Annotated in this window: 7 protein-coding genes; 1 reads left to right on the plus strand and 6 read right to left on the minus strand. The window is 48.0% G+C overall.

The annotated features are described in order from the left end of the window. The 3 genes from VFS25_RS12040 to VFS25_RS12050 form a co-directional block, all read right to left on the minus strand. Nucleotides 1–673, minus strand: a 673-nt coding sequence (locus VFS25_RS12040; protein WP_326462396.1) for a Wzz/FepE/Etk N-terminal domain-containing protein, incomplete at its 3' end; no start/stop codon positions are given. A 3-nt stretch (nucleotides 674–676) separates the two neighbouring features. After that, complete coding sequence (locus VFS25_RS12045) at nucleotides 677–1,360, minus strand: polysaccharide biosynthesis/export family protein (RefSeq protein WP_326462397.1); 684 nt, start codon at nucleotides 1,358–1,360, stop codon at nucleotides 677–679. Nucleotides 1,361–1,562: 202 nt separating this feature from the next. Next, complete coding sequence (locus VFS25_RS12050; RefSeq protein ID WP_326462398.1) at nucleotides 1,563–3,494, minus strand: nucleoside-diphosphate sugar epimerase/dehydratase; 1,932 nt, start codon at nucleotides 3,492–3,494, stop codon at nucleotides 1,563–1,565. Between the two features lie 715 nt (nucleotides 3,495–4,209). Here VFS25_RS12050 and VFS25_RS12055 point away from each other — a divergent pair. Then, a complete protein-coding gene (locus VFS25_RS12055) occupies nucleotides 4,210–5,232 on the plus strand; it encodes a substrate-binding domain-containing protein (protein ID WP_326462399.1) in 1,023 nt (340 codons plus the stop codon). A 767-nt stretch (nucleotides 5,233–5,999) separates the two neighbouring features. Here VFS25_RS12055 and rhaM read toward each other — a convergent pair. The 3 genes from rhaM to VFS25_RS12070 all read right to left on the minus strand — a co-directional run. After that, nucleotides 6,000–6,311 carry an L-rhamnose mutarotase gene (gene rhaM / locus VFS25_RS12060; RefSeq protein ID WP_326462400.1) on the minus strand — a complete coding sequence of 104 codons (312 nt, stop codon included), beginning with the start codon at nucleotides 6,309–6,311 and terminating at the stop codon, nucleotides 6,000–6,002. A 207-nt stretch (nucleotides 6,312–6,518) separates the two neighbouring features. Beyond that, entirely contained in the window at nucleotides 6,519–7,112 is a 594-nt protein-coding gene (locus tag VFS25_RS12065; RefSeq protein WP_326462401.1) for a LutC/YkgG family protein, read from the minus strand. Beyond that, the coding region (locus VFS25_RS12070; protein ID WP_326462402.1) for a lactate utilization protein B at nucleotides 7,109–8,239 on the minus strand (1,131 nt) is incomplete at its 5' end. The genes VFS25_RS12065 and VFS25_RS12070, both read right to left, overlap by 4 nt.

The following is an 8,239-nucleotide window of genomic DNA, read 5'->3' on the forward strand; positions in this document are numbered from 1 at the left end:
GCTGCTGGTATTGGCTAACTGTATTATCAACGGAGCTCAGTTTTATAATGTAGCCGTCATATGCCAGGGGGTAAAAGTCGTTGCGGTGCACACAAACAATTCCTTCCGGCAGGTGCAGGGTATCATTCCAGGCGGCTTTGAGGGACAAATCGCCGGAGGTAAGGGTAAATCCCTTTTCACCTACCGGCTGCAGCTGATAGCTTACATTATGCAGGCTGTCTTTCTGGTAAATCCAGTTAAATACAAAGGGCAGGTGTTCAAACTGCTCTGTTTTTTTAATCCGCCCTTCTACAAAATAGCTGGTGTTCAACGCCATATCCCTTACTACCTTTTCTACCAGCGTGCGTGATTTTAATATCTCCACCTCATTGTCAACGCTGTTCTTATCATTGAATAGCTGCAGCTGGCTCAGTATTTCTTCGCCGGGCATATCCCCTCCTTTCTGATCATCCTGCACTAATATTTTGGCTTTTATTCTATAGCTGGGTGTTGCATAGCGCAGGTATAGCCAGGAAAGAAAAAGCCCGAATAATCCGCAAATCAGGAACCAGTACCAATAACGGATTATCCTGTCAAGGGTTTTCCTGAAGTCAACCGCGGTATTCTGTTCATCATCATTGTGAAAAATGGCATCCATGCCATTCACCCCATTAACCAGTGTTTTCTCATTCATAAATTAAAACTTAACTCTTGATGCAACTACTATTAAAAGCGTTAATGCAGTTGCCATAATGGATAGCCTTTTTACCTGGGCCATATCGGTAGAAGCCACTTTTGACTTGTTAGGCTCAACGTATACAACATCGCCCTGGTGCAGGTAGAAATAGGGAGAACTGAATATCTTACTGTCGTTCAGGTTAAAGCGTACAAATTCCTTCTTACCATCATTATCCCTTATCAGCAGCACATTTTCCCGTTTTCCGTATATGGTAAGATCGCCGGCAGCGCCAATAGCGTCGAGCAGCGTGATTTTTTCATTGGGCATTATGTAAGTGGATGGCCGCGTTACTTCTCCCAGCACCGTTACCTTAAAATTTGCGAACCGTACATTCACTACCGGGTCTTTATAAAACTCTGCAGCTTTGGTACGTATGATATCCCTTACCTCACCGGTGGTTTTATCTTTTACCATTACTTTACCGATCAGGGGTAACATTACATACCCGTCTTTATCTACCAGGTAGCCTGCTACAACACCGGTGTTGCCGGTATTATTTGCCGGCCCGGTGCCGCCCGGACTAACCGGCCAGCTGGCGGTGTTCTGCTGGTTTAATAATGCCGTTGCGCTGGGGTCCAGTGTTTGTATAGACACCTGTAATATGTCATCCGGCTGTATTACGGGTGTATAAAATGCAGACATTTCTACTATTCTATGTTTTGCAGTGTCGGGCATATCCTGGAAGTAGGTAATATTCTTAGGTGCAGAACAAGATGAACAATAAAAACAAATTGCCATTCCGATAAAAAGCTGTATCCAATTTTGTACGCTGCTGCGTAAGCTAAATGCCGCTCGAATCATGCCTTATTTCAGTTACTATTTAATGGGTTATATAATGACGTTTTTACATAATTACTTTTTCTTCATCCAGCTGCTCAAACGCGGAGTTCCTGCTTATAAATTCCGGCACCAGCTTTTTCATAAGCGCTACTGTAGGCGTTATATAGTGCTTATACGCTGTGTTGATCAGCTGCACGATCGTTTCCTTTACTTCTATAAAATCATACTCTCTTACACTGGCTATCATTATTTTTTCGTGATAGGTAGGCATCGTATTCTCCGCGGTGCTTAACAGCTCCTCATACAGCTTCTCACCGGGCCGCAGGCCGGTGTAGGTGATCTGTATGTCTTTACCGGGTTCCCGGCCGCTCATGCGGATCATCTTTTCGGCCAGGTCTGCTATTTTTACGGGCCTGCCCATATCAAAAACAAATATCTCTCCTCCCCGTCCCATGGCGCCTGCTTCCAGCACCAGCTGGCAGGCTTCGGGGATGGTCATGAAATACCGGGTAATTTCGGGGTGGGTAACTGTTAACGGGCCGCCATGCTCCAGCTGCTTTTTAAAGCGGGGAATAACGGAGCCGTTGGAGCCAAGCACGTTGCCAAAGCGGGTGGTAATGAAACGGGTGGGCGGGGCCTGGCTTTTACCGGCACTTTTCCCGTAATTGTCGTGCAGGTAACGGTTATACGATTGTGTGAATATTTCAGCGATCCTTTTAGAAGCACCCATCACATTAGTAGGGTTCACTGCTTTGTCGGTAGATACCATTATGAATTTCTCCACGTCGTAGGCCACCGACAGCTCGGCCAGTGTTTTGGTTCCCATTACGTTGTTGATAACGGCCACGGACGGATTTTTTTCCATCATTGGCACATGCTTATACGCTGCCGCATGGTATACGATGGAGGGTGCATAGATCTCGAACAGCTGCTGCATGCGCTGGCGGTCGCACACATTGCCGATAAAGGGGATCACGGTTACATCCTGCGTGGTTTCCGCAATTTCCAGCTCCAGCTCATGCAGCGGCGACTCGGCGCTGTCGCATAAAATAACTGTTGCGGGGGCATGCTTAATAAGCTGCCGTACCAGTTCGCTGCCAATGGAGCCGGCAGCTCCTGTTACCAATACATAACGGCCTTTCAGCTCTTTGCTTACATACTGGTTTTGTATATTAATGACAGAACGCTCCAGCAGGTCTTCAATATTTATATCTTTCAGCTGGGTATTATTCCAGCCGTTGTTGATCCACTGGTCTACCGGCGGCACTTTCTGCACCCGTATGTTCAGCGATACGCAGATGTCGAGCAACCCATTCAGCAGCGCTGGTTCTATGCTGTCATCTGCAATGATCAGCAGCTTTATGCGCTCATGTTTTGCCAGTCTTTCCAGGGAGGCTTTGCAGGCGCTATAAATGGGAAGCCCCTCCAGGTGCTTACCTGCCAGCTGGTTAATGTTTTCCAGGAAGGCTACCACGCGAACGGTGGCATCTGTATTTTCGCTGATCAGCTTACGCACCATCATACCGGCATGACTTGTATTATATACCGCGGCCCTGATTTTGTTCTCGCTGTTCCGCCGCCAGTAAAAGCGGAAAAACCATTTGGCGGCTAAGCGGTAAGACAACCATATAAAAATGGCGACATAGAAGTCTATCACGATAACGGATGTAGGAAATATAGACTTGTGCTGGTTTAGCAGCCGGAACCAGTTTATGTTGTAATAGATTAGCGCGCAGGCCAGGCTCAGGCAGGAAAGGCGTCCTACATCCGTTATACTGGTATAGCGTATAATGCCTTTATAGGAGCGCAGCAAAAGGGAAAAAACCAGTGTAACGCCAACCGTTATACAAAATATATTCCCCAGTGGATAAAGCGTAAATGCCTCCAGGTCAAAATTCAACCTTAACAGCAATGCAAACAGCATTGCCACCCCTGCGCAGACCAGGTCTAAAATCAGAATAAGCCAGGAAGGGGTTATTCGCGACTTTTTTAACATGTGTGTTAAAAATAGTTTATGTTAATGCTGATATAACTGAATGTAATGTTGAACTGTGCTCGTTGGCATACAAAGGGGTACACCAAGCGTTTATTCCTAGTTGATATTTAACTAATGAAACCTTTTGCTTTCAAAACCTACCTACGATGTATCTATGTATTAATTTTTATTTTTAATTATGGAGCCCCTTGCTTCACTCTCATATGTGCTTCAAACGTGGACCTGGGGTTTACTTTTCTGCCTGCAATACTATGTATTAAAGCGAAAAGTTCCATCAACACAAGCTCATCATTGATAGATTTTTTAATTTAAAATATCAATAACATCTCATATTAATAGTAGAATTATCGGCTAATGGTTTATAAAAGCCCGTCAATAGTGATTTTGTGCATAATATACACTAAGCCGTGGCTTACGAACAGCCTTTTAGTTTTTCTTTAATGTAGGTGAGCATTTAATAGATAACACAGAGGATATACCAGCTAGTGGATATTTTTGCTAAAACAATACCCATCAGTTTTTCACATGGCTTGCATCTTCTGTTGGCAGTTAACTCTTTAACACTACTAATATACTTATTGTTCAGTTAAAATGGAAGAAAAATTAAATTATAATTTTTTCATGCAGCCGTCCCGTTTATATACCCCTTGTATAAATATGCCTCCCGGCCCGGCGCCGGCTTTTTCCCTTACCGTCTTTTCATTATATTTCAACCATGAAACCGCTGCATATTGATACCAACAGTAAAGTTCCGGTGTACCTGCAAATTGTAGATTCCATTATGGCTGCGGTACGGGATGGCGATTTGCGCCGGGATGAACAAATACCTTCCATTAATGAGTTCAGCGAACAATACCTGCTTTCCCGGGGCACCGTGGAAAAAGCCTATAAAGAGCTGCGGGATAAAAAGGTGATACTGTCGGTGAAAGGCAAAGGGTATTTCATTAACCGCACGGATGTAAACATGCCCCTGCGGGTGCTGCTGCTGTTTAACAAGATCAGTAATTATAAGAAACAGATATACAACGCTTTTGTAAAAACCCTGGGCGAAGGGGTATTCGTAGACCTGCACATCCACCACAGCAATGTACAGCTGTTTGATAACCTTATCAGCAACCACCTGGGCGATTATGACTACTATGTAATTATGCCGCACTTTTACGAGCAGCCGGAAAAAGTGCTGGAAATCATTCAACGCATTCCCCCGCAGCAGCTGGTGCTGCTGGATAAAGACCTCCCAGGCATTACCGGCCGGCATGCCGTTGTATGCCAGAACTTTGAAAAGGATATTTATGAAGCCCTGTATGAAGCCCTCCCTTCCCTGAAAAAATACCGCAGCCTGGTGTTTGTAAACCCCGGCAGCATTATCCCCTACCCCCCGGAGATCCGAAAAGGGTTCCAGTACTTCTGCCGCATGCATGATTTTGACTTTTCCGTAATGGAGGAAGGCCTGGAAATGAGCGCTCCTGTTAAAGCCGGGCAGGCCTTTATTATAATAGAGGAAACCGACCTGGTGAACCTGGTGAAGATATGCCGGAACAAACACCTGGCCATTGGCAAAGACGTAGGCATTGTTTCCTACAATGAAACGCTGCTGAAGGAAATACTGCTGGACGGCATTACCGTAATTTCTACTGATCATGAGCAGATGGGGATTACTGCTGCGCAGATGATACTGGATAAGTGTACAGATAAGGTAAAGAACCCGTTTAAGTTGATATTGCGGAATTCACTTTAATATTTTTTTGAACGCTACCGGTGTTTGTTTAGCTTGCTATAGATTAGATTGGCGGTTGAGATTGACGTCGCAGCTGCTGCTTGTTCACCTGGCTTTCCTTGATTGAATGCTGCCAGTGTTTCTAAGATTGTACATGGCTCCCTGATTGAATACTGCCTGTTTTGCCAAGATTGTACATGGTTCCTTGATTGAATGCTGCCAGTGTTTGCTAAGGTTGTACCTGGCTCCCTGATTGAATACTGCCAGTGTTTGCAGGCTCCCGTAGGCCCAAAAGAACTGCGCCCGCCTGTTAGGTAAGCCTATCAGGCTTTTACAGGTCGTATAGAGATCAGGAAACGATACGGCTTCATCAAGCGTGGCACGCCGGCCAAGGTTCTTTTTGGGCCTATCGGGAGCCTGCGTTGGCTGAAGACCCTTATTTACTAATTGCCTGTATTGATTGTATTTGCCAGTACACCGTATTTGCTGGTACACTGTATTTGCCTGCATGCTGTATTTACCTGTACTTACCTGTTTTGCTTGTCCCAGCTATCTTTACCGGGAACTACCCTATTACAACAACGTCCTTAGACAATGGCTGCTATTTACGTTGGTCTTGTGCACCACCGTTGTTTATCTGCCTCGCTTGTCGCCGGTCACGTATCATTGGGCGCTGATCCCCTAATTACCTTTTCCCGATCACTTATCCTTCATCGCTTTTCCCAGGCTAATGCTATTCTCACTGCGTATCTGCCCAACTGTTTGTTTTCCAAAGTCTTTTGTTTGTTTTAATCCATATGGAATACCTGCTGCAACGGGGTGCTTACCGGGGAGTTGTCGGGGTGGGTTTCCATAATATCGGCCAGGGAGGCCCACCAGCGTTGTACAATGGGATGGGCGCCCAGGTCCTGGGAAGTGGCGGCGCCGGACTGCTGCTGCACGGCAAATAAGGTGTGGGTGTCCTCATCCAGGAAGATGGTGTAGTCATAAATGCCGTTATCCTTTAACAGCTGCTGCAGCTCCGGCCAGATGGCGGCATGGCGTTGCCGGTATTCTGCCGCAAAACCGGGTTTGAGGCGCATCTTGAAAGCGGTTTTCATAACGTGCAATTGAACGCGTGAACAATCTGCAGCTATGCTGCTGCGCCACAACAGCCGGGGTAGCGCGCTGCCTGCTGCTATAATAGCTTAAAGCACCGCAGTAATTAATATCAGCAACCACGCACCGTGTACCAATGATTGTATACGGCTTGTATGAACGGCATACATTGTACAGGGTTGTACGGGTATATGATGTGCGGTACCTCTTTACTTCTTTATAATGATGGTAAGGCTTTTGGCGCCGTGCGCGCCCAGCACCAGCGACTGCTCTATATCGGCGGTTTTGGAGGGGCCCGCAATGAACACGCCAAAACCACCCTGCGGCCCGCCTATTTGCTCATACGCATGATGCATGGTGGGTACAAGCGTTGCTGCATCCACCACCACCGCCAAATGCTGTGCAATGAACGGCAGCACACGTACCTGCAGCTCCTTTTCCGTTAACCACAGCGCCCCGTTTTCTGCTACGGCCAGCTGCGCCCTTACAATGGCCAGATCGGCCTGCTGCAGCTGTCGCCCGTCGCCGGTAACCCAGTCAAAGGTGGCCGCCTGCGGGTGCAGCTGCGGGTCGGTGGTTATCACCTGCTGCATGTTGGGATAGTACTGCTGCAATAAAGCCGGAATTTCCGCTTCATCGGCAATCTCCAGCAAATGGCTGCCCATGCCTTCCGCTACCTTCCTGAAGGTTTCCAGGCTGGCAGGAGCCGGCGTAATAAAAGCGCCCAGGTCCGGCAGTGCGCCGGCCGGAGGCTGGTTTTTCTTTACAGCGGCCAGTATCTTATCTCTGCTGTTATTATTCATCGGTTCTTTTTATACCATGCCGCAAAAGATTCGGATGGCGGCGATGGCAGCTCACGTTCTTTGTACCAGGGATTTAAGCGGTTATTTACCACAACAGGGGCTACACGCATTACCCAGCGGGCCATTTTGCCGGCAAACCGGTACAGCCCCGGGCGGGATAGTACCGTGGTCATTGCCTTCATGCCGGCGGTTTTGGCCGCCTTGGTTTGCCCATCCTGCACCAGCACCTGCCGCCATTTATATAGCTGCTGGTGAATGTCTATTTTCACCGGGCATACATTGGAGCAGGAGCCGCATAAGGTGGATGCAAAAGGCAGATCGGCATACTGTTTCATATCCAGGTTAGGCGCCAGTATAGACCCTATAGGCCCTGCAATAGCACTATGGTAGCTATGCCCGCCGCTGCGGCGGTATACGGGGCAGGTATTCATACAGGCCCCGCAACGGATGCATTTCAGGGAATTGCGGAAATCTTCACGCCCCAGCTGCCGGCTGCGGCCATTATCTACCAGCACAATATGCAGCTGCTGCCCGGGTTTGGGCGCCCGGAAATGGCTGCTGTACGTGGTAATGGGCTGCCCCGTGGCGCTGCGGGCCAGCAGGCGCAGGAACACGCCCAGGTGTTTGCGCTGCGGAATTATTTTTTCAATGCCCATACAGGCAATGTGCACATCGGCCAGGTGGGCGCCCATATCTGCATTTCCTTCATTGGTACATACTACAAATTCCCCGGTTTCCGCCACCGCGAAATTTACCCCGGTTATGGCTACACGGGATTGTATGAACTCGGCCCGCAGGTGCTGGCGGGCAGCTGCAGTAAGAAGCTGCGGATCGGCATTGCCTGCCGGCGTGCCCAGGTGAATGTGGAACAGGTCCCCTATCTCCTCTTTCTTTTTATGGATGCAGGGCAGCACAATATGGCTGGGCGGCTCTTTGGCCAGCTGCACAATACGTTCGCCCAGGTCCGTATCTATCACCTCTATGCCATTTTCTGCCAGGTAGTGGTTTAAATGGCATTCTTCCGTTAGCATGGATTTACTTTTTACCATGCGTTTTACGCCCTGCTGCTGCAGCAGCGACAGCACTATGCGGTTATGCTCTTCCGCATCAGCAGCCCAGTGCACAAT

Source organism: Chitinophaga sp., assembly GCF_035761305.1.
In the GTDB taxonomy this organism is placed as follows: domain Bacteria; phylum Bacteroidota; class Bacteroidia; order Chitinophagales; family Chitinophagaceae; genus Chitinophaga.

What these genes read in the sequence shown, in the direction of transcription:
- VFS25_RS12045 (WP_326462397.1), bottom strand. Translation starts at nt 1,360, where the DNA reads ATGTCTGCATTTTATACACCCGTAATACAGCCGGATGACATATTACAG.
- VFS25_RS12050 (WP_326462398.1), bottom strand. Translation starts at nt 3,494, where the DNA reads ATGTTAAAAAAGTCGCGAATAACCCCTTCCTGGCTTATTCTGATTTTA.
- VFS25_RS12055 (WP_326462399.1), top strand. Translation starts at nt 4,210, where the DNA reads ATGAAACCGCTGCATATTGATACCAACAGTAAAGTTCCGGTGTACCTG.
- rhaM (WP_326462400.1), bottom strand. Translation starts at nt 6,311, where the DNA reads ATGAAAACCGCTTTCAAGATGCGCCTCAAACCCGGTTTTGCGGCAGAA.
- VFS25_RS12065 (WP_326462401.1), bottom strand. Translation starts at nt 7,112, where the DNA reads ATGAATAATAACAGCAGAGATAAGATACTGGCCGCTGTAAAGAAAAAC.